Source organism: Alcanivorax sp. IL3, assembly GCF_047495465.1.
Taxonomy (GTDB): domain Bacteria; phylum Pseudomonadota; class Gammaproteobacteria; order Pseudomonadales; family Alcanivoracaceae; genus Alcanivorax; species Alcanivorax jadensis.
The window spans coordinates 84,339-107,044 of sequence record NZ_CP179931.1 but is presented as its reverse complement, the minus strand read 5'-3'; the positions used below and the strand labels follow the sequence as shown (position 1 = coordinate 107,044).

The 22,706-nt window shown below is 60.2% G+C and carries 21 protein-coding genes; 12 read left to right on the top strand and 9 right to left on the bottom strand.

Features of this window, described 5'->3' with window-relative positions; translation table 11 throughout:
* Positions 1-14: 14 nt before the first annotated feature.
* Positions 15-2,894, bottom strand: a complete 2,880-nt coding sequence (locus ACMG4M_RS00565) for an EAL domain-containing protein (RefSeq protein WP_414430509.1) — start codon at positions 2,892-2,894, stop codon at positions 15-17.
* A gap of 183 nt (positions 2,895-3,077) precedes the next feature.
* Between ACMG4M_RS00565 and uvrD the strand changes: the two genes are divergently transcribed.
* On the top strand, positions 3,078-5,240 hold the full coding sequence (uvrD, locus tag ACMG4M_RS00560) for a DNA helicase II (RefSeq protein ID WP_035249701.1): 2,163 nt from the start codon (positions 3,078-3,080) through the stop codon (positions 5,238-5,240).
* A 109-nt stretch (positions 5,241-5,349) separates the two neighbouring features.
* Positions 5,350-6,495: a TRAP transporter substrate-binding protein gene (locus ACMG4M_RS00555; protein WP_272962789.1), complete on the top strand. Its 1,146-nt coding sequence runs from the start codon at positions 5,350-5,352 to the stop codon at positions 6,493-6,495.
* 260 nt (positions 6,496-6,755) lie between these two features.
* Here ACMG4M_RS00555 and ACMG4M_RS00550 read toward each other — a convergent pair whose 3' ends face one another.
* The 3 genes from ACMG4M_RS00550 to ACMG4M_RS00540 all read right to left on the bottom strand — a co-directional run bounded on the left by ACMG4M_RS00550 (position 6,756) and on the right by ACMG4M_RS00540 (position 9,134).
* A complete protein-coding gene (locus ACMG4M_RS00550; RefSeq protein ID WP_035249705.1) occupies positions 6,756-7,151 on the bottom strand; it encodes an acyl-CoA thioesterase in 396 nt (131 codons plus the stop codon).
* A gap of 67 nt (positions 7,152-7,218) precedes the next feature.
* Positions 7,219-8,589: a TRAP transporter large permease gene (locus ACMG4M_RS00545; RefSeq protein ID WP_414430508.1), complete on the bottom strand. Its 1,371-nt coding sequence runs from the start codon at positions 8,587-8,589 to the stop codon at positions 7,219-7,221.
* Positions 8,589-9,134, bottom strand: a complete 546-nt coding sequence (locus ACMG4M_RS00540; RefSeq protein WP_414430507.1) for a TRAP transporter small permease subunit — start codon at positions 9,132-9,134, stop codon at positions 8,589-8,591. Before ACMG4M_RS00540 ends, ACMG4M_RS00545 begins: the two co-directional genes overlap by 1 nt.
* Before the next feature lie 301 nt (positions 9,135-9,435).
* Here ACMG4M_RS00540 and ACMG4M_RS00535 point away from each other — a divergent pair, with 301 nt between their 5' ends.
* The 9 genes from ACMG4M_RS00535 (at position 9,436) to arsH (ending at position 17,975) form a co-directional block, all read left to right on the top strand.
* Positions 9,436-10,482 carry a substrate-binding domain-containing protein gene (locus ACMG4M_RS00535; RefSeq protein WP_035249897.1) on the top strand — a complete coding sequence of 349 codons (1,047 nt, stop codon included), beginning with the start codon at positions 9,436-9,438 and terminating at the stop codon, positions 10,480-10,482.
* 136 nt (positions 10,483-10,618) lie between these two features.
* Positions 10,619-12,007, top strand: a complete 1,389-nt coding sequence (pstC, locus tag ACMG4M_RS00530) for a phosphate ABC transporter permease subunit PstC (RefSeq protein WP_035249711.1) — start codon at positions 10,619-10,621, stop codon at positions 12,005-12,007.
* 16 nt (positions 12,008-12,023) lie between these two features.
* Positions 12,024-13,292, top strand: coding sequence for a phosphate ABC transporter permease PstA (gene pstA, locus ACMG4M_RS00525; protein WP_035249713.1), 1,269 nt, complete (start codon positions 12,024-12,026; stop codon positions 13,290-13,292).
* A gap of 25 nt (positions 13,293-13,317) precedes the next feature.
* On the top strand, positions 13,318-14,211 hold the full coding sequence (pstB, locus tag ACMG4M_RS00520) for a phosphate ABC transporter ATP-binding protein PstB (RefSeq protein WP_414430506.1): 894 nt from the start codon (positions 13,318-13,320) through the stop codon (positions 14,209-14,211).
* Between the two features lie 21 nt (positions 14,212-14,232).
* Entirely contained in the window at positions 14,233-14,949 is a 717-nt protein-coding gene (phoU, locus tag ACMG4M_RS00515; protein WP_035249717.1) for a phosphate signaling complex protein PhoU, read from the top strand.
* A 354-nt stretch (positions 14,950-15,303) separates the two neighbouring features.
* Positions 15,304-15,624 (top strand): metalloregulator ArsR/SmtB family transcription factor, encoded by a 321-nt coding sequence (locus ACMG4M_RS00510; protein ID WP_035249719.1) that lies wholly within the window; start codon positions 15,304-15,306, stop codon positions 15,622-15,624.
* Position 15,625: 1 nt separating this feature from the next.
* Positions 15,626-16,123 (top strand): arsenate reductase ArsC, encoded by a 498-nt coding sequence (locus ACMG4M_RS00505; protein WP_035249721.1) that lies wholly within the window; start codon positions 15,626-15,628, stop codon positions 16,121-16,123.
* On the top strand, positions 16,123-17,151 hold the full coding sequence (arsB, locus tag ACMG4M_RS00500) for an ACR3 family arsenite efflux transporter (RefSeq protein WP_035249723.1): 1,029 nt from the start codon (positions 16,123-16,125) through the stop codon (positions 17,149-17,151). The genes ACMG4M_RS00505 and arsB overlap by 1 nt, the downstream gene beginning before the upstream one ends.
* A 113-nt stretch (positions 17,152-17,264) precedes the next feature.
* Positions 17,265-17,975: an arsenical resistance protein ArsH gene (gene arsH / locus ACMG4M_RS00495; RefSeq protein ID WP_035249726.1), complete on the top strand. Its 711-nt coding sequence runs from the start codon at positions 17,265-17,267 to the stop codon at positions 17,973-17,975.
* A 146-nt stretch (positions 17,976-18,121) separates the two neighbouring features.
* Here arsH and ACMG4M_RS00490 read toward each other — a convergent pair whose 3' ends face one another.
* From ACMG4M_RS00490 to ACMG4M_RS00480, 3 genes are all read right to left on the bottom strand, one after another.
* Positions 18,122-19,042: a glutathione S-transferase family protein gene (locus tag ACMG4M_RS00490; protein ID WP_414430505.1), complete on the bottom strand. Its 921-nt coding sequence runs from the start codon at positions 19,040-19,042 to the stop codon at positions 18,122-18,124.
* Positions 19,043-19,111: 69 nt separating this feature from the next.
* Complete coding sequence (locus tag ACMG4M_RS00485) at positions 19,112-19,666, bottom strand: YaeQ family protein (protein ID WP_414430504.1); 555 nt, start codon at positions 19,664-19,666, stop codon at positions 19,112-19,114.
* A 94-nt stretch (positions 19,667-19,760) separates the two neighbouring features.
* On the bottom strand, positions 19,761-20,312 hold the full coding sequence (locus tag ACMG4M_RS00480) for a TMEM165/GDT1 family protein (RefSeq protein WP_035249732.1): 552 nt from the start codon (positions 20,310-20,312) through the stop codon (positions 19,761-19,763).
* Positions 20,313-20,659: 347 nt separating this feature from the next.
* On the opposite strand from ACMG4M_RS00480, the gene ACMG4M_RS00475 reads away from it, so the two are divergent.
* Positions 20,660-20,869 carry a SlyX family protein gene (locus ACMG4M_RS00475; RefSeq protein WP_035249734.1) on the top strand — a complete coding sequence of 70 codons (210 nt, stop codon included), beginning with the start codon at positions 20,660-20,662 and terminating at the stop codon, positions 20,867-20,869.
* Between the two features lie 155 nt (positions 20,870-21,024).
* Here the strand turns inward: ACMG4M_RS00475 and ACMG4M_RS00470 are convergent, their stop codons facing one another.
* The gene (locus ACMG4M_RS00470) at positions 21,025-21,450 is read right to left on the bottom strand and encodes a TM2 domain-containing protein (RefSeq protein WP_035249736.1); all 426 of its coding nucleotides are present in this window, start codon (positions 21,448-21,450) and stop codon (positions 21,025-21,027) included.
* Between the two features lie 120 nt (positions 21,451-21,570).
* Complete coding sequence (locus tag ACMG4M_RS00465) at positions 21,571-22,692, bottom strand: PilT/PilU family type 4a pilus ATPase (RefSeq protein ID WP_035249738.1); 1,122 nt, start codon at positions 22,690-22,692, stop codon at positions 21,571-21,573.
* Positions 22,693-22,706: the final 14 nt, after the last annotated feature.

The following is a 22,706-nucleotide window of genomic DNA, read 5'->3' as shown; positions in this document are numbered from 1 at the left end:
TCAATTATCCATTCTCAATTATCAATTGCCTTCCGATACGCCTGAGTATGCAACAACTCCACCAGCTCCTTCTCCGGCACCGGGCGGCTGATCAGGAAGCCCTGGATGATGTCGCAGTGCATGTCGCGCAGGATGCTCAGGTGGGCTTCGGTTTCCACCCCTTCAGCGACCACGTTCATTTGCAGGCTGTGGGCCATGTCGATGATGGCGCGGGTGATGGCGGCGTCGTCCGGGCTCTTGTCCAGATCCATGATGAAGGAACGGTCGATCTTCAGAGTGTCCACCGGGAAGCGTTTCAGGTAGCTCAGTGAGGAGTAGCCGGTACCGAAGTCGTCCAGGGCCAGTTCGATGCCGCGGGTACGCAGCTGCTGGAGCAGTTCGATGTTCTGCTCCATGTCTTCCATGATCAGGCTTTCGGTGAGCTCCAGTTCCAGCAGGTGAGCCGGTAGCTCGGTGCTTTCCAGCACCCGGTCGACGATCTCGGCCACATTGCCCTTGCGGAACTGGTGGGCGGACAGGTTCACCGATACACAGATATTGCCCAGCCCCTGTTTGTTCCACTGGTGGGCTTGGCGGCAGGCACGCTCCAGCACCAGTTCGCCGATGGCGGAGATCAGCCCGGTTTCCTCGGCCAGGGGAATGAAATCCGCTGGCGGCAGCAGGCCCATGGTCGGGTGTTGCCAGCGTACCAGGGCTTCCACGGAGGTAATGCGGTTGCTGGCCAGGTCCATCTTCGGCTGGTAGTAGACTACGAACTCGTTCTTGAAGATGGCCTTGCGCAGGCTGGTTTCCAGGGCCAGCTGTTCCACCGAGGCCACGCGCATGTTGCTGCGGTAGAACTGGAAGTTGTTGCCGCCGCTGCGCTTGGCCTGATACACCGCCATGTCGGCCTGATTGATCATGCTCTGGGCTTCCTTGGCGGTGTCCGGGAACACGCTGATGCCAACGCTGGCGCCCAGCAGTAGTTCGTGGCCGTCAATCATGAAGGGCTTCTTCATGGCATTGATCAGCTTCTGGCAATGCTGGCTGATGGCCCCTTCGCCGCCGTGGTTTTCCAGCAGCAGGGTGAATTCATCGCCGCCCACCCGGGCGAGATTTTCTTCGCCCCCGGCGTGCTGGGCCATGCGCTCGGCGGCGGCCTTGAGCAGACGGTCACCGATTTCATGGCCCAGTGATTCGTTGATCGGTTTGAAGCGGTCCAGGTCGATCATCAGCAGCGCCACCTTTTCCCGGTTCAGTCGTGCCAGGGTCAGTGACTTGTGCAGGTGTTCGCGGAACTGGGTGCGGTTGGCCAGGCCGGTGAGGCGGTCGTAATTGGACAGGAACTGCAGCTGCTGTTCGGTTTCCTTGCGGGTTGTCAGGTCGGACATCATGCCGACAAAACGAATCACCTTTTTGTGTTCGTCGCGAACCGCACTGACCTGCAGCCATTCCGGAAAGGGTTCGCCATTCCGGCGGGTCTCGTTGATTTCCCCTTCCCAAAAACCGTTCTCTCGCAACGCTGCGGTAATCATCTTGTAGGTGTCGCGGTTGGCGGCGGTTTCCTGATGATCCAGCACCTGCTTGCCCAGCACCATGGATTCGCTGTAGCCGGTAATCTGTTCGAAGCGGGCATTTACTGCCAGGAAGCGGAACTTGTGGTCGAGGATGAAGATGCCTTCCGGGGCGTTGTCGAAGACGGTGGCAGCCAGCCGCAGCTGCTCCTGGCTCTGGCGGTCTTCGGTGATATCCCGGCGGGTGCCGATCATGCGCAGAGCGCGGCCCTGATCAGACCATGTCACCACCCGACCCTCATCCTCGATCCAGCGCCAGCTGCCATCCGCATGGCGGAGCCGATACACGGCATGGTAACGGTCATCCTGGCCCTTGAAGTGGGACACCATGGCGCGGCGGATGCGGGTCAGATCTTCCGGGTGAACCAGGGTTTCCAGGTCGCCGAAGAAATTCTTGAAGTAGGCGCCGTCGTAACCCAGCAGGCGGTCGAAGTTGGTGTGGTAGTTGCGCCCGGTATCCAGCATCCAGTCCCACAGGCCGATATTGCTGGCTTCCAGCGCCAGTTCCAGTCGTTCACCAGTGGCTGCCAGGGCCTGGTTGGTTTCGCCCAGGGCCCGGGTGCGCTCCTGCACCATGGATTCCAGTCGCTCGTTGGTCTCCTGCAGGCGCTGGCGGGCTTCCTTACGCTCGTAGATTTCCTGGGCCAGCTTCTCGTTGAGGGCTTCCGCATCGCTGCGGGCCCGGTTCAGGTAGTCGATCAGCGACCGGTTGCTGGCCTGCAGCATCATCGCCTGGTGGCCGGTCTGGTTGATGCGGCGGGCGGCGAACAGGAAGAACAGTCCCAGCAGCGACATCAGCAGCATCAGCGAGAGCTGGCCATGGGCCTGGGTCTCCGACAGTCGCAGCATGCCGGGGCCGAGCAGCATCAGCAGATACAGGAAAACGGTGGGAAAGTGGCTGCTGTAGGCGGCCAGAGCCATGGTGCTCAGGCCCAGCCCCAGGCAGGCAATGGTGAGCTGGGCGGCCAGCATGTCGCTGGCGAACAGGGTATCCAGCGGATTGAACAGGTAACCGGCGGTGCCCAGGATCAGTGGGGTGCTCAGGGCGACGGCAGAAAGAATGCGACGGCAGTGTGGGGTGGCCAGATCGTTGCGCAGGCGCCGATGGCAGAAGGGCAGGGCGATCAACTTGCCGACCTGAACGGCAGCCACCAGTCCCAGCCAGATCAGCAGGTGCTGCCGGGGAATGGGGGTGCTCCAGTAGGCCCATACCAGCGTGATGGCACTGGCTATTTCCAGCAACATCAGCACCGCAATGCCACTGAGTAACAGTTGGCACTGTTCAGTGAGCACGCCATTGAACGGCGGAGCGGTTCGGGTTTGCGGAGACTGCGAAGACACCTTGATTATTATCCTCTGGCGTTTAGCCGAGTGTTTTTCTTTGTCAGTTTACCTATCGGCGATGCCAAGGGAAACCGCCATCTCACTCTTGATAGTGGCGTATTGCCATGCTGCACGGGTTCATCTAACCGGGTTCAGTATGCAGGCATCGCGCCAGCGGACATTCTGCTAAACTCCCGCGCCATGGATGACGTAACTTCCCTTATTGATGGCTTGAACCCGGCCCAGCGCGACGCGGTGGCTGCCGATGACCGACATTTACTGGTGCTGGCTGGTGCCGGCTCGGGCAAGACCCGGGTGCTGGTGCACCGTATTGCCTGGCAGATCGCCACCGAGCAGGCTTCGCCGTTCGGTATTCTGGCGGTGACCTTTACCAACAAGGCCGCTGCCGAAATGCGCGGGCGCATCGAGCAGTTGCTGGACATGTCCGCCGACGGCATGTGGGTGGGCACCTTCCACGGCATTGCCCATCGCCTGCTGCGCGCCCACTGGCAGGAAGCGGGCCTGCCCCAGGGCTTCCAGATCATCGATGCGGATGATCAGATCCGGCTGATCAAACGGGTGATCAAGGAGCTGGGGCTGGACGAGCAGCGCTGGCCGGCCCGTCAGGCCACCTGGTTTATCAATGGCCAGAAGGATGAGGGCCTGCGTGCCAAGCACATGGACGCCAATGGCGATCTGTTCGTGCAGACCATGCAGAAGATCTACTTCGGCTACGAAGAAGCCTGCGAGCGCAGCGGCCTGGTGGACTTCAACGAAATGCTGCTGCGAGTGCTGGAGCTGTTCCGCGACAACGATGGCCTGCGTGGCCATTATCAGCGTCGCTTCCGGCACATTCTGGTGGACGAGTTTCAGGATACCAACAGCATCCAGTATGCCTGGCTGCGGTTGCTGGCCAACGACGATAATGCCGTCACCATCGTCGGCGATGATGACCAGTCCATCTACGGCTGGCGCGGCGCCAAGATCGAGAATATCCACAAGTTCAGCCGCGATTTCCCGGATACCCGCACCATTCGCCTGGAGCAGAACTACCGCTCCACCGGCACCATCCTGAAAGCGGCCAATGCCGTGATTGGCAACAATGCCGACCGGCTTGGCAAGGAACTGTGGACCGAGGGCAGCGACGGTGATCCGATTCGCCTCTATGCCGGGTTCAATGAAGTGGACGAAGCCCGTTTTATTGCCGGGCGGGTGGAAAAGCTGTTTCAGGAAGGCACCGCGCGGCGGGAAATGGCGGTGCTGTATCGCTCCAACGCCCAGTCCCGGGTGCTGGAAGAAGCCTTTTTGCAGGCCGGTATTCCCTACCGCATTTATGGCGGTCAGCGCTTCTTCGAGCGGGCGGAAATCAAGAACGCCCTGGCCTACCTGCGCCTGCTCAGCCATCGCGATGCGGATGCCGCCTTCGAACGGGTGGTGAACACCCCCACCCGGGGCATCGGCAACAAGACCCTGGAAAGCCTGCGCGAGCTGGCACGTCAGCGTGGCGTGTCCCTGTGGGCTGCGGCTCAGGCGCTGATCAGTGAGCAGTTACTTACCGCCCGGGCCACCAATGCCCTGGCGGTGTTCCTGAACCTGGTGGCGCAGCTGGAGCAGCAATGCGATGGCCTGTCGCTGGCGGAAACCACCGAACATGTAATCGAAGCCAGTGGCCTGGTGGATTTCCACGGCAAGGAAAAGGGCGAAAAGGGCCAGCAACGTCTGGAAAACCTGCGCGAACTGGTCTCCGCCACCCGGGAATTCGGTGACGAGGATGAAGACTCCGAACTGGACAGCCTGACAGCCTTTCTCGACCACGCCGCCCTGGAATCCGGCGAGGGCCAGGCCGACGCCCACGAGGACGCGGTGCAGATGATGACCCTGCATTCCGCCAAGGGGCTGGAATTTCCGGCGGTATTCATCTGTGGCATGGAGGAAGGTCTGTTCCCCCACCAGATGTCCAGCCAGGAGCCAGGCCGCATGGCCGAAGAGCGGCGCCTCTGCTACGTGGGCCTGACCCGCGCCATGCGCGAGTTGTACCTGACCCATGCGGAAAGCCGTCGCCTCTACGGTAATGAAAACCATAACCCGCCCAGTCGCTTCCTGCGCGAAATACCCGCCGAGTTTCTGGAAGAAATCCGCGCCCGGGCCGGCTTCAGCCGGCCGGTGGGCGGCGCGTCTCGGCCGATTCGCGAAACCGAGTCCAATGGCATCAACCTGGGCGCGCGGGTATTGCACCCGAAATTCGGCGAAGGCACCGTATTGCACTTCGAAGGCCAGGGCCCCAACGCCCGGCTGCAGATCAATTTTGACGGCGCCGGCACCAAGTGGCTGGTCAGCCAGTACGCACGGCTGGAAGTGATATAACGCCGGATACTTGACGCAGGACGTGAGAAGCGTCGTGCATCAGGCCTCAGGTGGAAAAAAATAACCCGAAAGCGGCAGAGCGCTGCCGCCCTTTATCGGAGGAGCTACCTTGGATCGTCGTAAATTTGTTTCCGCCCTGGGTCTTGGGCTGGGTGGCCTGGCTCTGGCTGGCTGCGAACAGAAAGACTGCCCGCCCGTGGAGGGTCAGGCTGCTGCCGGCGCGGAGCCGGAAAAGAAAAAGCCTGAACAGCAGACCTACGAATGGAAAATGGTGACCACCTGGCCGAAGAACTATCCCGGCCTGGGTGCTGGCGCCAACCGGTTTGCCAAGCGCGTGGAAGAAATGTCTGCCGGGCGTATCAAGATCAAGGTCTATGGCGCCAAGGAACTGGTGCCGGCCTTTGAAGTGTTCGATGCGGTGCGCCAGGGCAGCGCCGAGATGGGCCACGGGGCCGCCTACTACTGGAAAGGCAAGCATCCGGCCACGCCGTTCTTTACCGCCGTCCCCTTCGGGCTCACCGCCCAGGAAATGAATGGCTGGTTACACCATGGTGGTGGCCAGAAATTGTGGGACGATCTGTACGCCCAGTTCAATCTCAAGCCGTTTGCCTGTGGCAACACTGGCACCCAGATGGCGGGCTGGTTCAACAAGGAAATCAACAGCGTGGAGGACCTGAAAGGTCTGAAGATGCGTATGCCGGGCCTCGCCGGAGAGGTGCTGGGCAAGGTGGGTGCCACGCCGGTGCAGCTGCCCGGTGCCGAGGTGTTCACCTCCATGCAGACCGGCGCCATTGATGCGGCGGACTGGGTCGGCCCCTACAACGACCTGACCTTTGGCCTGCACCGGGTGGCCGAGTACTACTATTACCCGGGCTGGCAGGAGCCGGGCCCGACCCTGGAGCTGACCATCAACAAGACGGTATGGGACAGCCTGCCGGCGGACCTGCAGGCGATTATCCGTTACGCCGCCCAGTCGGAAAACCAGGACATGCTCGACGAGTACACCGCCCAGAACAACGCGGCGCTGCAGGAGCTGGTCAACAAGCACGGGGTGAAACTGCGCCGGCTGCCGGATGATGTTCTCAAGGCTCTCAAGGAGGCCAGCGACGAGGTGATCGAAGCGCTGGTGGCCGACAACAGCGAAGCACGCAAGGTGTACGAGTCCTACCGCACATTCCGCGACGAATCCGTGGAGTACATGGCGGTGGCTGAGCAGTCGTATATGAACGTGCGGAGTGAGTTAGCCAAAGGTTGAGCGGAGGCGCCTCAAGAGGCGTATCTACGAAGCCGCTGTAGGAGCACCTCTTGAGGTGCGAACCGCGCTTGCGCGGAAATCGCCCGTAGGGCGATCAGGGATCTCAGTGGCCGACAGACCTTTCCGGAAAGAATAGCGCCAACCTCAATCCTCAGGCCTCGCTACGCTCGGTTCGCACCTCAAGCGGTGCTCCTACAGAAAACCGAACCCCAACCGTAGGAGCGTCGCTGGCGGCGCGATAACCAAACGGCAGGCTTCGGTCAGTCCCTCGGCACCGCCCGGGTCCGCCCGGTGTCATCAATGGCCACGAAGGTGAAGTGCCCTTCGGTCACCTTGGACAGGGTGCCGGTGTCTTCGCGGATCCACACTTCCACCAGAATCTGCATGGAGCTGCGGCCCACATCCTGCAACTGGGTGTAGCAGCTGACCACGGCGCCCACCGGCACCGGGCGCAGGAAGGCCATGGAATCAATCGCTACGGTGGCCACCCTGCCACGGGCTTTCTTGCGGGCGGTGACAGCACCGGCGAGATCCATCTGCGATACCAGCCAGCCACCAAAGATATCGCCATTCCAGTTGGCGCTCTGCGGCATGGCGATGGTCTGAATAGCCAGGGTGCCGATGGGCTGGGGCATGTCGTCGGTGTTATCGGTCATGTTTGTTATCCGTAATATTTTGAGCCGGTTTAGATTGCAGTCTATACACTGCCGCGCCGCAGTTCATTTACCCGTAAAGTTGATCGGGGAGCCAGGTGGCCAGTTCCGGGAACAGCGCCAGTATACCCAGCATCAGTAGCTGGATAATGATAAAAGGTATCACGCCCTGGTAAATCTGCGTGGTTTTTACCTCTGGCGGCGCCACCCCGCGCAAGTAAAACAGGGCAAACCCGAAGGGTGGGGTCAGAAAACTGGTTTGCAAGTTCAGGGCGATCATTACCCCCAGCCAGATCGGGTCCAGACCCATGGCTAGCAGTACCGGGCCGACGATGGGCACGACGACAAAGGTAATCTCGATAAAGTCGAGGATAAAGCCGAGCAGGAAGATCAGCAGCATCACCAGCAGGGTGGCGCCGATCACCCCACCGGGCAGGCTTTCGAACAGGGCATGGACCGCCTCCTCGCCACCGAAACCGCGAAACACCAGGGAAAACAGGCTGGCGCCGATCAGGATCATGAACACCATGGCGGTGACCCGGCTGGTGGCGCGCACCACCTGGCCGAGAATCTGTCCGTTGAGGTGCCGGTTGCCGGCAGCCAGCAGCAGCGAACCGAAGGCGCCCACGCCGGCGGCTTCGGTGGGGGTGGCCTTGCCGGTGAGAATGGAGCCCAGCACCGCCGCAATCAGCAGCAGCGGCGGAATCAGGCCGCCCAGCAGGGGGCGCCAGCCGCGCGGCTCGCCATCATTGGACTGAAACGCGGGTGCCCACTCCGGTTTCAGCAGGCTGATGGCTACCACATACAAGAGATACAGGCCCACCAGAATCAGGCCGGGAATCAGCGCCCCGACAAACAGATCGCCCACGGACACCGTGTCCAGGGACCACAGCCCCTGCTTGAGCTGGGCTTCCTGATAGGCGTTGGCCAACACATCGCCAAGCAGCACCAGCGCAATGGAAGGGGGGATGATCTGCCCCAGGGTGCCGGTGGCACAGATCAGCCCGGTGGACAGCTGCGGCTGGTAGCCCTGACGCAGCATGGTGGGCAGCGACAGTAGCCCCATGGTCACCACGGTGGCGCCGACGATGCCGGTGCTGGCGGCCAGTAGCGCCCCTACCAGAATGATGGCCACGCCCATGCCGCCGGGCAGGCCGCCGAACAGCTGGCCCATACTGGCCAGCAGCTTTTCCGCCACCCGCGATTTCTCCAGCATCACCCCCATGAACACGAACAGTGGCACCGCCATCAGGGTGGTGTTGTCGATGATGCCGAACAGCCGGTTGGGCACAAAGGTGAGATCCGCCGGGCTGAACGTGCCGGTCACCATGCCGGCGGCGGCGAACAACAGGGCGGTGCCGCCCAGTACAAAGGCCACAGGGTAGCCGCTGAGCAGCACCAGGCAGACCACCACAAACATCAGCAGGGGAACCCATTCCATCACAGGCCCTCCCCGGGATGGTCCTGGGGCGCTGGCGGTGTCGCCCCCAGCAGGGTCAGGCTATGGCGCAACAGCTCCGCCAGGGCCTGCACGGTGAGCAGGGCGGGCAGGATCAGCAGCAGGGTTTTCAGCAAATAGACAAAAGGCAGGCCGCCATTGGCGGAGGTTTCCTGCTCGCGCCAGCTACTGATCACATAGTCCAGCGACAGCCAGAAAATGGCCGCGCAGACCGGTAACAGCAGGAACAGGGTGCCCAGCAGATTGACCCAGGCCCGGCCCCGGGGGCTTAAGCGCTGGTAGAGCACATCCACGCGCACATGCTCGTCCTCGGCCAGGGTATAGGCAATTCCCAGCATAAAGAGGCTGCCGTGCAGATAGGTGAGCGATTCCTGCAGGGCGATATTGCCGATGCCGAAGCCATAACGCAGCACCACCACCAGCACCGTGCCCAGTACCAGCAGCAGGGCCAGCCAGGCGCTGCTGCGGCCCACCAGGGTGGTAAAACCGGTCAGACGTTGCTGCCAGCGTAATAGTTGTTGTGTCATAAAAACCTGTGCCCCGGGAGACTGGCTCCGGTGCCATCTGTGATACGGATGCATCCCGCGAAAACCCGCATTATACGGGGGCTGCCGGCTAGAACCAGAGTATCGGGCGGGATTGCCGGTAAAACTGACAGATCACAGGGGCGCAATGATCCTGTAATGTTGCTGTCATAAATCCTCTCTAGCATGCGCTGTGCTGAAACATGAACTGGTTTGCAAAGATTGCAAGAACAAAACCGGGGTGGGGTCAAACCTGACAAGCGCCGGTGCCATGTAACTAGGAGGCTTAACCGTGAACTTCAAGATGAAAGCAACTCTGGCAGGTGCCGCCGCTGCACTGGCCATGGCCAGCGTACCGGGTACTGCCATGGCGCGTGACACTATCTCCATCGTGGGTTCCTCCACGGTATATCCGTTCGCCACCGTGGTGGCCGAGCGTTTCGGTCGTACCGGCAACGCCACCCCGAAAATCGAATCCACCGGTTCCGGCGGCGGCATGAAGCTGTTCTGCCAGGGCGTTGGTACCCAGCACCCGGACATCACCAATGCGTCACGTCGCATGAAGAAGTCCGAGTTCGAGCTGTGCCAGAGCAATGGCGTGAAAGACATCACCGAAGTGAAGGTCGGCTACGATGGCATCGTTATCGCCAACTCCGTGAAGGGCGAGCACATCGATCTGTCCCTGCGTGACATCTTCCTGGCCCTGGCCAAGGATGTACCGAACCCGGATGGCAGCGAAGAGCTGGTTGCCAACCCTTACAAGACCTGGAAAGACGTGAACCCGGCGCTGCCCAACACCGAAATCGAAGTACTCGGTCCGCCGCCGACTTCCGGTACCCGTGATGCCTTCAACGAGCTGGCCATCGAGGGTGGTTGCAAGACCTTCCCCTGGCTGAAGGCCATCAAGAGCGAAGACAAGTCCAAGTACAAGGCCATCTGCCGCAGCGTTCGTGAAGACGGTGTTTATGTGGAAGCCGGTGAAAACGACAACCTGATCGTGCAGAAACTGGAAAAGAACCCGGCCGCCTACGGTGTGTTCGGTTACTCCTTCCTGGATCAGAACCGCGGTGTGGTACAGGCTGCCAACGTGGATGGTGTTGAGCCGACCTTCGAAGCCATCGGCTCCGGCGACTACCCGGTATCCCGCTCCCTGTTCTTCTACGTGAAGAAAGCCCACGTGGGTGTGGTACCCGGTATCGAAGGCTACGTGAAAGAGTTCACCAGCGAGAAAGCCTGGGGCGACCAGGGTTACCTGGGCGAGAAAGGCCTGATCCCGCTGGGTGATGACCTGCGCAAGAGCATGGCCAAGCAGGCCCGCAGCCTGAAGTCCATGACTGGCGAAGAGTTGTAAGGGAATAACAAAAAGCATGGATGCTTTCGGCCCGGTGGTGTTTGCCACCGGGCTTTTTCGCCCCTGAAAAACCTGTATTTGTTCCACCAAGATCATTGCGGTGATTTTGTTTGAGCAAATCCGATCGGAGTACTACATGCAAACCGGAAACCTGCTGTTACTGCTGGTGGTGATGGTGGCTGGCGCCTACTTTGTGGGGCTTCGCCGCTCCTACGCGCTGGCCCGTCCCCTGGGGGGGATTCGCCACCTGCACTCGCTGCCGTTTTACTTTGCCATGCGTTCGGCCATGTGGTGTGCCATTCCTGCTCTGGTGGTGCTGGGCCTGTGGCTGGCGTTTGACGACAGCATTATCCGCCAGCAGGTGCTTGCCGGCTTGCCGGCGGAGCTGCAGCCGACGGATGCGTCCAGCTATAACCTGACGCTCAGCAAGATCCAGAACGTGGCCAGCGGTGCGCTGCCTGCTAATTTCGTCGAAGCGCCCATTGCTGCCGCGGCAGAGAACCTGCAGGCCCTGCGCCAGACCAGCGCCATGGCCCTGACCGTGGTGATTATCGTGCTGTGCATGTTCGGCGGCGCCTGGGCCTGGCTGAAAGTGTCACCGCAGTTGCGCGCTCGCCAGCAGGTGGAGCGGGTACTGCAGACCCTCTTCATGCTGTGTGCCACGGTGGCGATCCTGACCACCGTGGGCATTGTGCTGTCGGTCCTGTTCGAATCCATCCGCTTCTTCGGCAAGGTGCCGGTCACCGATTTCCTGTTCGGGTTGCAGTGGAGCCCACAGACTGCCCTGCGCGCCGATCAGGTAGCGTCCGGCGGTGCCTTCGGTGCCGTGCCATTGTTCATGGGCACCATGCTGATTTCCGCCATTGCCTTGCTGGTGGCGGTGCCGGTGGGACTGATGTCCGCCATCTACCTGGCGGAATACGCCAGCAACCGGGTTCGTACCGTGGCCAAGCCGGCACTGGAAGTGCTGGCCGGGGTGCCCACTGTGGTGTACGGCTTCTTTGCCGCCCTGACGGTGGCGCCTTTCATTCGTGGCATGGGCGAATCCATCGGCCTGGATGTGGCGTCGGAATCGGCTCTGGCTGCTGGTCTGGTGATGGGCATCATGATTATCCCCTTCGTGTCTTCCCTGGCGGACGATGTGATTACTGCCGTGCCCCAGGCCATGCGTGATGGTTCTCTCGGGCTGGGCGCCACCAAGAGCGAGACCATCAAGAAGGTGATTTTCCCGGCGGCCCTGCCGGGCATCATGGGCGGCATCCTGCTGGCCGCCTCCCGGGCCATTGGCGAAACCATGATCGTGGTGATGGCCGCTGGCCTGGCGGCCAATCTGACCGCCAATCCGCTGGAAGCGGTGACCACCATCACCGTACAGATTGTGACTTTGCTGACCGGCGACCAGGAATTCGACAGCGCCAAGACCCTGGCGGCCTTCGCCCTGGGCCTGATGTTGTTCATCACCACCCTGGTCATGAATATCTTCGCGCTGCATATCGTGAAGAAATACCGCGAGCAGTACGACTAGGAGCCGGAGAGAGACCATGAGCGAAACCACGGAAAAAGTTCGCAAGACGCTGGCCCGGCGCTACCGGGCCGAGAAGCGCTTCAAGGCATTTGGCATCGGGTCCATCGGCATTGGCTTGATGGCCCTGGTGCTGCTGTTCACCGACATTATTGGCAAGGGTCACAGCGCGTTCTTCGAGTATGAAGTCCAGCTGCCGATCACCTTTGACGCCGAGGTGCTGGATGTCAGCGACCCCCGCGACGAGGATGAACTGAACTACGGTAATTATCAGGGGGTGATCCGCGACGCCCTGGCAGAGCGCTTCCCCACCGTGGAAGGACGCCAGGATACCCGGGCGTTGAACCAGCTGGTGAGCACCGGCGCCGGTTATGCCCTGCGCGATATGTTGCGCGAAGATCCTTCCCTGCTGGGCGAGACCCGCACCCTGTGGTTGCTGGCCGATGACGACGTGGACCTGTTCCTCAAGGCCAGTGAAAAGCAACGCGAAGACAGCCGCCTGAATACCAAGCAGCAGCAGTGGGTCGCCGAGCTGGAAGCCTCCGGGGAAACCCGGATGGTATTCAACCAGTCCCTGTTCAGCTACGGCGATTCCCGTGAGCCGGAACAGGCCGGTATTCTCGGCGCCATTCTCGGGTCGCTGTTCACCATGATTGTGACCCTGGTGTTGAGTTTCCCGGTGGGTGTGGCCGCGGCGATCTACCTGGAAGAATTTGCCCCGAAGAACAAGTTCACCGATTTCATTGAAGTGAACATCAACAACCTGGCGGCGGTACCGTCGATCATCTTCGGCCTGCTGGGTCTGGCGGTGATCATCGGCCTGTTCGGCCTGCCCCGCTCGGTGCCACTGGTGGGCGGTATCGTACTGACGTTGATGACGCTGCCGACCATCATCATTTCCAGCCGCGCCGCCATCAAGGCGGTACCGCCCAGCATTCGCCAGGCGGCCATGGGGCTGGGGGCGTCGAAGATGCAGGTGGTATTGCACCATGTGCTGCCGCTGGCGCTGCCGGGCATGCTCACCGGTGCCATCATCGGTATGGCCCAGGCCCTGGGTGAAACCGCACCGCTGCTGATGATCGGCATGGTGGCCTTTATCGTCGATCTGCCCGCCGGCCCGCTGGATGCTGCCACGGTACTGCCGGTACAGATCTACCTGTGGGCAGACAGCCCGGAGCAATCTTTCGAAGCGTTGGCGTCCGCCGCGATCATGGTGCTGCTGGCCTTCCTGATCACCATGAACACCCTGGCGGTGGTACTGCGCAAGCGTCTTGAGCGGCGCTGGTAACGGACCGGTAACGAGGATTTGAGTGATGGAAACCGCACAGCAACTGGACAAACCGTCTCTGGGCAACAATGATGCGGCCAAAGACAAGGCCATTAACGAGCGTGACGCAATGACACAAGACACTCCCTATCCCGATCAGACCGTGGGTCAGCCCTTTGTGGACAACCCGAAAATGCGCCTGCGTGATGTGGAGGTGTTCTACGCCGATAATCAGGCTATCCATGGCGTCAGCCTGGATATCGGCAAGAACGAAGTGGTCTCGCTGATTGGTCCGTCCGGTTGCGGCAAGTCCACCTTCCTGCGCTGCCTGAACCGCATGAACGACACTATCGACATCTGTAAGGTGAAGGGCAGCCTGCATCTGGAAAATCAGGATCTCTACGATCCGAAACTGGATGTGGTGGAGCTGCGCGCCCGGGTCGGCATGGTGTTCCAGAAGCCCAACCCCTTCCCCAAGTCCATCTACGATAACGTGGCCTATGGCCCGCGTATCCACGGCCTGGCCAACAAGAAGTACGACCTGGACGAGATCGTGGAAAACAGCCTGCGCAAGGCGGGTCTGTGGGACGAAGTGAAGGATCGTTTGCATTCCTCGGGCACTGGCTTGTCTGGTGGTCAGCAGCAGCGTCTGTGTATTGCCCGCACCATCGCGGTGAGCCCGGAAGTGGTGCTGATGGATGAGCCCTGCTCCGCGCTGGACCCCATCGCCACTGCCAAGATCGAAGAGCTGATCAGCGAACTGAGCGAGTCCTATACCATCGCCATCGTTACCCACTCCATGCAGCAGGCCGCGCGGGTGTCACACCGCACCGCCTACTTCCACCTGGGTCGTCTGGTGGAAATGAATGACACCGAGACCGTGTTCACCAAACCGGAACACGATCTGACGGAAGCCTATATCACCGGGCGCTTCGGCTAAGCGCCGCTCGGAGGAAAACAGATCATGGATCGCATGCATTTTGGTGAGCACAGCTCAACCCAGTTCAATGAGGCGCTGGAATCCATCCGCAACAATCTGATGGAGATGGGTGGCCTGGTGGAAAAGCAGGTAGTGGATGCCTTGCAGGCGTTGCTGCATGCGGATTCCGACCTGGCCCAGAAGGTGCTGGAAACGGAAGACAAGGTCGACAAGCTGGAAATGCTGATCGACGAGGAATGCACCCGGGTATTGGCCCTGCGCCAGCCTGCGGCCTCCGACCTGCGTCTGATCATTGCCGTCACCAAGGCCGTCTCCGACCTGGAACGGATCGGCGACGAATCGGCCAAGATTGCCCGCATGGGCCAGCAGCTTGCGGAAGAGGGCGAGTCCCCCCGTGGCTACGTGGAAGTGCGGCACATTGGCAACCACGTGCGCAACATGCTGCGCGATACCCTGGACGCGTTCGCCCGTTTCGATGCCAAGAAAGCCCTGGCCGTCGCCGCTGAAGACAACGAAGTGGACATGGAATACCGCAGCGCCATGCGTTCGCTGGTGACCTTCATGATGGAAGATCCGCGCTCTATTACCCGGATCCTCAACATCATCTGGTCCCTGCGTGCTTTGGAGCGTATCGGTGACCACGCCCGCAACATCGGCGAGCAGGTCATCTACCTGGTGGAAGGCAAGGACGTACGCCACATCACCGTGGACGAGATCGAAGCCAAGCTGAAGAAATAAAGGCAGCTACAAGCTACGAGCAAAACCTGCTACGAAGCCGCTGTAGGAGCGTCGCTTGAGACGCGAACCGAGCCTTCGCGAGGAATGAGCTTCAATCTAGCCATAACCTTTATATGGATATGGATAGGCCTGTGGAGCTCTACAGTCCTGATCGTCCTGCGGGCGATTTCCTCGCTGCTCGAGGTTCGCGTCTCAAGCGACGCTCCTACGGCCCTTTCAAAGGCTGCGCCTTACCTTCAGGCACGGCCTTTGCCTTTCCAGCATCGTCACAAAACCTTCCCGCGTTGAAACTTGTATCTTGCAACGTGCCTCTTTAATATCCGTATTTCCGAATATACGAATACAGGGCGACCCATGCTCACTCCCACCCAGCTCTGCAAATGCCTCGGCGATGACCTTCGCCTGAGTCTGGTCTGCCTGTTGCACGGTCAGGGCGAGGTCTGTGTGTGCGACCTGGTGGATGCGGTCAGTGCGCCGCAGTCCACGGTATCTCGCCACCTGGCTCAGCTGCGCCAGTGTGAGCTGGTGGTGGCACGACGGCAGGGTACCTGGATGCATTACCGCATTAACCCGGAACTGCCTGCCTGGGCCCAACAGACGTTGGCGAGTCTGGTATCACCGGCTTGCGAGGCCCTGTCTCTGAACCTTCCTGTCCCTGCCTGCTGCGAGAACTGACATGCAACTGCAACCCATGACGATTCTGGTGCTGTGCACCGGCAACTCCTGTCGTTCCATTATTGGCGAAGCATTGATCAATGCCCTGGGCAAAGGCCGTTTCCGGGGCCTCAGTGCCGGTAGCCATCCTACCGGCCAGGTGAACCCGGGAGCGCTGGCAGTGCTGGCCCGCCATGGCATTACCCCGGACAACCCCGGTTCCAAATCCATGGATGATCTGGCCGGTGAAGATATCGATCTGATTATTACCGTCTGCGACAGCGCCGCCGGGGAAGCCTGCCCAGTGTGGCTGGGGGATGTGCCCAAACTGCATTGGGGCCTGCCGGACCCGGCTCATGTGGAAGGCACGGAAGAGGAGATTGCTGCGGCCTTTGAGGCTACCTACCAGCAACTGGAAAGTCGTCTGCAGGCACTGTTCGACGTTTCGCTGGATGACCTCAACGGCAAAGGCCTGGTGGCCTGCGGTGAGCAGATCCATCGGGACATGGAGGATCACTGATGCCGTTTTTCGAACGTTACCTGAGCGTCTGGGTGGGCCTGGCGATTATTGCCGGGGTCGCCCTGGGTTTGGCAGTACCGCCTCTGTTTCAGGCGGTGGCAGCGTTTGAGTACGCCCACGTGAATCTGGCGGTGGCGGTGTTTATCTGGGTGATGGTCTACCCGATGATGATCCAGATTGATTTCACCGCGATCAAGAAAGTAGGACAGAACCCACGGGGGTTGCTGCTCACTCTGGCAATCAACTGGTTGATCAAGCCGTTCACCATGGCGGCGCTTGGCTGGCTGTTTTTCAAGGTATTGTTCGCCGGCTGGGTGGACCCACAGACCGCCACCGAGTACATCGCCGGCATGATCCTGCTGGGCGTGGCGCCCTGTACCGCCATGGTGTTCGTGTGGAGTCACCTGACCAAGGGCGATGCCAACTACACCCTGGTACAGGTGTCGGTGAACGACATCATCATGGTATTCGCCTTTGCCCCCATCGCGGCCCTGTTGCTGGGTGTCAGTGACATCACCGTTCCCTGGGATACGCTGTTGTTGTCCGTGGTGCTCTATGTGGTGCTGCCGCTGATTGCCGGTTTCCTCACCCGCCAGATGCTGGTGGCTAAAGGGGGCGAGGCGAAAGTGGAACGCTTCGTTGCTGCCCTCAAGCCGATCAGTGTGATGGGGCTGCTGGCCACGGTGGTGCTGCTGTTCGGCTTCCAGGCGGAAACCATCCTCGCCAAACCCATGGCCATCGTGCTGATCGCTATCCCGCTGCTGATCCAGACCTACGGCATCTTCGTGATTGCTTACTGGGCGGCCCGTCGCCTGCGGCTGAAACACAACGTGGCCGGCCCCGCCTGCCTGATCGGCACCAGCAACTTCTTCGAGCTGGCGGTGGCCGTGGCCATCAGCCTGTTCGGCCTGCACTCCGGTGCGGCGCTGGCCACCGTAGTGGGGGTGCTGGTGGAAGTGCCGGTGATGCTGACGCTGGTAGCGATTGTGAATCGTACCTCGCACTGGTTTGAAGAAAATCCTGCGTAATCCTGTAGGAGCCCATGCTTGCATGGCGAAAGTCTGTCAGATTCACACCTGCTTTCAGGAAACAGAACCCTTCGCCATGCAAGCATGGGCTCCTACAAAAAATGAGAGCTTCGATGAAAGATCTACCCAACCTCGATAACGATTGCTTCCAGGTCCCCGCTACCGACAGCGTATTCCGGGATCAGCCGTCTACCCATAAACCGCGCATCCTGTTGTTGTACGGTTCCTTGCGCCAGCGGTCCTTCAGCCGTCTGGTGGTGGAGGAAGCGGCTCGTTTGCTGGAAGCCATGGGCGCGGAGCCGAAAGTGTTTCATGCCGATGGCCTGCCGCTGCCGGACAGTGAGGATGCCAGCCACCCCAAGGTGCAGGAACTGCGAGATCTGGTCACCTGGAGTGAGGGGATGGTGTGGTGTTCGCCGGAACGGCATGGCGCCATGACCGGCATCATGAAAGCTCAGATCGACTGGATTCCATTGTCGCTGGGCGCAGTGCGCCCCACCCAGGGCAAGACCCTGGCAGTGATGCAGGTGTGTGGTGGATCGCAGTCCTTTAATGCGGTGAATCAGCTACGGGTGCTGGGCCGCTGGATGCGCATGCTCACCATCCCCAACCAGTCATCGGTGCCGAAAGCGTTTCTGGAATTCGATGAAAACGATCGTATGAAAGCCTCCGGCTTCTACGACCGTATTGTCGATGTCCTGGAAGAGCTGGTGAAGTTCACCTACCTGACCCGCGACCGCAGTGACTATCTCACCGACCGCTATTCCGAGCGTAAGGAAAGCGCCGAAGAACTGATGAAACGGGTTAATCAGCGCAGCCTGTAAGGGGATGCCGGGCCCGGGACGTTCGCCTTGTGAGCAAAGCTCCCGTTGGAGCTTTGCTCGCAAAGCGAAAGATCAGCCGTTATCACGGCACAGGGGCAAGCCCTTCGCCTTGCAAGCAAGGCTCCAACGCTTGAATCAGTGCTCGGTCAGATCGCGCGGATCACAAACCCCTGGCGCGGCAAATGCACATGCACCCGACCCACGGCGTCCTCGTCCCGCGCCACGATCCAGCGTTCATCGGTGCTGGCCACCAGGGTGCCTTCCACCGGAATGCGACCGTAGTCGTTGGGGACCACGCTCACGGTCTTGCCGATCAGCGCCTGGTCCTGGGTGGAATCGGGCAGTGGGCGAGGGGTGGCAGCCCGGGCCTGCTCCAGGGCCTGGTCGGCGCTGATCTGGGTGCTGTTGCCTTGGCCATAGGCCTGCAGACGATCCAGCCAGGCATTCACTTTCGGGTAGCGTTTGAAGCGCGGTTGTTCCGCCAGGTCACGCTGGAACCACAGGCTGTGGTAGGCGGAAAAATCGCCGGCGTTTGGCGTGTCGCCAAACAGGAAAGGGTGTGATTCCAGTTTCCCCTCCAGATCGGTCAGATGGGCTTCCACCATGCGTTTCATCTGTTTTGGGCTGTTGGTTTTTACCTTGGCCTTGCTGCCCATGGCGATGCGGTCCCACAACAGGCGACCCAGATCCAGCAGCGACGACTCCTTGAGCACCTTGCGCAGCAGAGTCATGTTGCCTGCAGAGATGATGCAGGCGAGGAAGATGTCCAGGTCCACCCTGGCGACAAAATCCTGTACGTCGACACTGGCGTTGCTGGCTACCAGCTCCGGCTTGCCGGCCAGTGCGGCAATCTCCGCGCCGATAATGCGAGTGTCGCAGAACACATCGGCGCCGCTCTGTGCCACCGGAATTTTCCGGTAGCCGCCTGCCAGTGGCGCCAGCATCGGCCGTGGCGGCATTTCCCGCACGGTGACGGACTGCCAGTCCAGACCGGCATAGCCGAGCATGGCCCGCACCTTTTCGGAAAAGGGGGACAGGGCGTAGTGGTGCAGAATCAGGTCTGACATGGGGGCTCCGTGGTCAAAGAAATGGCGAGGGCACTAGTAACATGAAGGCATTGGGCGCAGCGTGAAGATTTAGTGATGGGGGCTGGCACCAAACCAGGTTGCCAGGCCCATCTCCATGGATTGCTCGGTGCTGCCGAACCAGATTTGTCCATCCTGAATCATGCATTGTAGTTGCATGGTGCGCTGCATGAGTGGCTCCAGGGTTGCTTCGCTGTCCGGATCCACATGAACGATGTGCAGGTTGCTGAAGCGGGTCACCTTGTTCTTCATGCTCTCCCACCATACCTGTGGAGCCCGGGCGCCATAGGTATAAAGCGTCACGTGTCGGGCCAGGCCGCACGCCTTGCGCAGGCGTTTTTCGTCTGGCATGCCCAGTTCAATCCAGTGTTCCAGAGTGTCGTCCGGATTGCGTTGCCACAGATCCGGCTCGTCGGTGCTGGAAAGGCCACGGGTAAAGGTGAGAGCTTCGTGCGCATTCAACGCAAAGGCCAGCAGTCGCAGCATCATCCGTGATGGGGTTTCCGACGGGTGCAACGCCACGGTCAGGTTGTGGGTGGCGTAGTAGTCCCGGTCCATGTCGGACACAGTCAGTTCGGCTTTGTAGATGGTGGCGGTGAGGGCCATGGGCAGGACTCGCAAACAGGCGGCACGCAACACGCATGCACGCAAAAAGAGGCCAGATTGTATCAGGCTTTATGCGTGTCGCGTGGGGCCTGTTTTACACCAAGGCCCACACCCCGAAGCCTACAAATAGCACGGCACTGATGCGATGGGCCCAGATTTCAAAGCGTTGGCCGCCAAACTGATGTGCCAACCAGATGACCGGCAGGTTGGCGGCGATCATGCCCAGGGTGGAGCCACCCAGCACCGGCCAGAACTGATCCTTGAATTGAACCGCCAGGGCAATGGTGGCGAACTGGGTCTTGTCGCCGATTTCGGCAATGAAGAACAGCACCAGGGCGGTCAGGAAGGGGCCGAAGCGGGGGTTCTCATCCACTTTCTCATCGCCGTCGGGGATCAGCATCCACAGGCCCAGGCCGATAAAGCTGATACCGAGAATCCAGCGCAGCCAGTCTCCGGGAATGGCGCCGGCCAACCAGTCACCAAACCACACCGAGGCGCCATGGTTGAGCAGGGTAGCCACCACCACGCCAGCCAGAATCGGCCAGGGTTTACGGAATTTGAGGATCAGGGCCAGGGACAGTAGTTGGGTCTTGTCGCCGATTTCGCCAAGGGCAACCAGCAGAAAAGAGCTGAACAGGGCTTCCATGAACGTTTCCAGAGGGGCGGGATTGCGACACAGAGACACCACCGGTCAATCCCGCCCCAGCGGAATACCAGCGATGTCTCAGGTCTCGTCAATCCGGAAGGACGCGGACGCGGCCACCATGCGCATGCGGCGCAACTATGTTGATGACCGCCAAGGGGTGAAAACCGAGCGACTACTCCCCCAAGACGGGCAAACCTTAGCGGCATTATTGCGTGCGGGCAAGTACAATGGGGCCAATGTTAATGACACACATTGTAGGAGCTATGCTTGCATGGCGAACCTGCTTGCGGTGATCGCCTTCGGCGGTTCGCCATGCAAGCATGGCTCCTACAGTAAGAGGGTACTTCATGAGCGACGCAGAACGGCTGGTCGATATTGAAACCAAGCTGGCCTACCAGGAAGACCTGGTCCAGCATCTGAACAAGGTGGTCAGTGACCAGCAGGGCAAGATCGACGAGCTGGAAAAGGTGTGCCGCAAACTGGTGGACCGGGTATTGGATTTGTCCGAGGAAATGGCTGCGTCACGCATTGAAGATGCACCGCCGCCGCATTATTGAGTTGCAAGTTTCAAGTGACAAGTTGCAACGCGATAAAGGGTTTTTCTAAGGTAAAAGCAAAGAGGCCGCGCCCAACCTTTGGGCGCGGCCTCGTCAGTTCAAGTTCGCAATAATATTGTCCGCGTTGCAACTTGATACTTGAAACTTGCCGCTCTTCAGGCAGGAACCGGCTCGCCCTGGGCGGTTTCGCCGTTGCGCTCGGAGACCTGGCCGTTCAGGGTGAACAGATCATAGATTACCCCAAAACCCAGCAGGCCCAGCGTCAGCAGGTAAAGTACCCCGGTGCCGATCTTGCCCATGTAGAAGCGGTGGGCGCCGAAGATACCCAGAAACAGCATCAGCACCCAGGCCACGCTGTAATCGGTCTCGCCGGACTTGAACTGGTTATTGGCGTCCCGGTTCATGCCAGGAATCAGGAAGGCATCCACGATCCAGCCGATGAAGAAGATCCCGGCGGTAAGCATCCACAGCAGGCCGGTGAGCTGGCGACCATAGTAGAAACGGTGGTAACCGAAGATACCGCCAAAAAACCACAGCAGATAGCCGATGGGTGTCAGGTGTGTTTCTTTTTGTTGTTGCATGGGTTCCCCCCTCCATTGGTAAAGTAAAAATCGTCCCTGTTATCGCGGGCAAGGCCCGTCAGTCCCTGACGAGCTCACCCGCGCAACTATTAACTATTCACTGTTAATTATTAACTGCCTTTACTCAGTGTCCTCGATACTCAATCCCCGCGTGGCGATGTCCAGGCTGGAGGAATCAGTCTCGTTACCCAGCTTGATCATCAGACGCAGGTCATTGGGTGAGTCCGCGTGCAGCATGGCGTCTTCGTAGGTGATTTCACCAACGGAGTAGAGGTCGTAGAGGGCCTGGTCGAAAGTCTGCATGCCCTGTTCCCGGGACTTGCTCATCAGCTGCTTGAGCATGTGCACTTCGCCCTTGCGGATGTGGTCCTGAACCAGCGGCGTGCCCAGCAGTACCTCGATGGCGGCGCGGCGGCCCTTGCCGTCCGGGGTGGGGATCAGCTGCTGGGCGACGACGCCCTTCAGGTTCAGGGACAGGTCCATCCACAGCTGGCCGTGGCGGTCCGCCGGAAAGAAATGGATGATCCGGTCCAGCGCCTGGTTGGCGTTGTTGGCGTGCAGGGTAGCCAGGCAGAGGTGACCGGTTTCGGCGAAGGCAATGGCCTTGTCCATGGTTTCCGGGGTACGGATCTCGCCGATCAGGATCACGTCCGGCGCTTGACGCAGGGTGTTCTTCAGCGCTACATCAAAGGACTCGGTATCAATGCCCACTTCACGCTGGGTAACGATACAACCCTGATGCTGATGGATGAATTCGATGGGGTCCTCAATGGTGATGATGTGGCCCTTCGAGTTCTTGTTGCGATAGCCGATCATGGAGGCCAGCGAGGTGGATTTACCGGTACCGGTGGCGCCCACGAAGATCACCAGGCCGCGCTTGGTCATGGCCAGTTCCTTGATCACTGGCGGCAGACGCAGGTCGTCCACATTGGGGATCTTGGTTTCGATACGACGCAGCACCATGGCCACCAGGTTGCGCTGGTAGAAAGCGGATACCCGGAACCGGCCGATGCCCCGGGCGGAGATGGCGAAGTTGCACTCGTGGTGTGCCACGAATTCCTTGCGCTGCTGTTCGGTCATTACGCCGAACACGATGTCCCGGGTCATGTCCGGGGTCAGCGCGCTCTTGGTCACAGGCAGGATCTTGCCGTTCACCTTCATGCTGGGCGGCACACCGGCAGTAATGAACAGGTCGGAGCCGCCTTTCTGTACCATCAGTTTGAGGAGCTCTTCGAATTCCATCTGTTCTTCTCCTC

What these genes read in the sequence shown, in the direction of transcription:
- uvrD (WP_035249701.1), top strand. Translation starts at nt 3,078, where the DNA reads ATGGATGACGTAACTTCCCTTATTGATGGCTTGAACCCGGCCCAGCGC.
- ACMG4M_RS00550 (WP_035249705.1), bottom strand. Translation starts at nt 7,151, where the DNA reads ATGACCGATAACACCGACGACATGCCCCAGCCCATCGGCACCCTGGCT.
- ACMG4M_RS00545 (WP_414430508.1), bottom strand. Translation starts at nt 8,589, where the DNA reads ATGGAATGGGTTCCCCTGCTGATGTTTGTGGTGGTCTGCCTGGTGCTG.
- ACMG4M_RS00540 (WP_414430507.1), bottom strand. Translation starts at nt 9,134, where the DNA reads ATGACACAACAACTATTACGCTGGCAGCAACGTCTGACCGGTTTTACC.
- ACMG4M_RS00535 (WP_035249897.1), top strand. Translation starts at nt 9,436, where the DNA reads ATGAAAGCAACTCTGGCAGGTGCCGCCGCTGCACTGGCCATGGCCAGC.
- pstC (WP_035249711.1), top strand. Translation starts at nt 10,619, where the DNA reads ATGCAAACCGGAAACCTGCTGTTACTGCTGGTGGTGATGGTGGCTGGC.
- pstA (WP_035249713.1), top strand. Translation starts at nt 12,024, where the DNA reads ATGAGCGAAACCACGGAAAAAGTTCGCAAGACGCTGGCCCGGCGCTAC.
- pstB (WP_414430506.1), top strand. Translation starts at nt 13,318, where the DNA reads ATGGAAACCGCACAGCAACTGGACAAACCGTCTCTGGGCAACAATGAT.
- ACMG4M_RS00510 (WP_035249719.1), top strand. Translation starts at nt 15,304, where the DNA reads ATGCTCACTCCCACCCAGCTCTGCAAATGCCTCGGCGATGACCTTCGC.
- ACMG4M_RS00505 (WP_035249721.1), top strand. Translation starts at nt 15,626, where the DNA reads ATGCAACTGCAACCCATGACGATTCTGGTGCTGTGCACCGGCAACTCC.
- arsB (WP_035249723.1), top strand. Translation starts at nt 16,123, where the DNA reads ATGCCGTTTTTCGAACGTTACCTGAGCGTCTGGGTGGGCCTGGCGATT.
- arsH (WP_035249726.1), top strand. Translation starts at nt 17,265, where the DNA reads ATGAAAGATCTACCCAACCTCGATAACGATTGCTTCCAGGTCCCCGCT.
- ACMG4M_RS00490 (WP_414430505.1), bottom strand. Translation starts at nt 19,042, where the DNA reads ATGTCAGACCTGATTCTGCACCACTACGCCCTGTCCCCCTTTTCCGAA.
- ACMG4M_RS00485 (WP_414430504.1), bottom strand. Translation starts at nt 19,666, where the DNA reads ATGGCCCTCACCGCCACCATCTACAAAGCCGAACTGACTGTGTCCGAC.
- ACMG4M_RS00480 (WP_035249732.1), bottom strand. Translation starts at nt 20,312, where the DNA reads ATGGAAGCCCTGTTCAGCTCTTTTCTGCTGGTTGCCCTTGGCGAAATC.
- ACMG4M_RS00475 (WP_035249734.1), top strand. Translation starts at nt 20,660, where the DNA reads ATGAGCGACGCAGAACGGCTGGTCGATATTGAAACCAAGCTGGCCTAC.
- ACMG4M_RS00470 (WP_035249736.1), bottom strand. Translation starts at nt 21,450, where the DNA reads ATGCAACAACAAAAAGAAACACACCTGACACCCATCGGCTATCTGCTG.
- ACMG4M_RS00465 (WP_035249738.1), bottom strand. Translation starts at nt 22,692, where the DNA reads ATGGAATTCGAAGAGCTCCTCAAACTGATGGTACAGAAAGGCGGCTCC.